We start from the raw sequence: 316 nt of genomic DNA, 5'->3' as shown, positions 1-316 counted from the left end.
AGGGTTTCCGGTAGGCGTTCGTAATCACGGGCCAGGCGTCGGAACCGATTGACCCAACCGAAACTGCGCTCTACGACCCAGCGGCGAGGTAGCAATACAAAGCCTTTCTTGGCCTCCGGCAGTTTGACGACGTGCAGTTCGATGCCTTCCTCCTGCGCGGCTTCGGCCGGCCCTTCGCCGGTGTAGCCTTGATCGACGAACGCCAGTTTCACCGTCTCGCCGGTGACATGCTGAACTTCCTGCGCCAGCGATCGCACTTGGGCGCGTTCCTGCTCGTCCGCTGGGGTGACCTGAACTGCCAGCAGGTGGCCGAGCG

General features: G+C 63.0%; 1 protein-coding gene. It reads right to left on the bottom strand.

The window, feature by feature from the left end; all coding sequences use genetic code 11:
- On the bottom strand, positions 1-316 hold a 316-nt coding region (locus tag XcodCFBP4690_RS22185), incomplete at both ends, for a transposase (protein ID WP_146092050.1).

Origin of the sequence: Xanthomonas codiaei (genome assembly GCF_002939785.1) — a bacterium.
In the GTDB taxonomy this organism is placed as follows: domain Bacteria; phylum Pseudomonadota; class Gammaproteobacteria; order Xanthomonadales; family Xanthomonadaceae; genus Xanthomonas; species Xanthomonas codiaei.
This window is presented reverse-complemented; position numbering and strand designations above follow the sequence as displayed.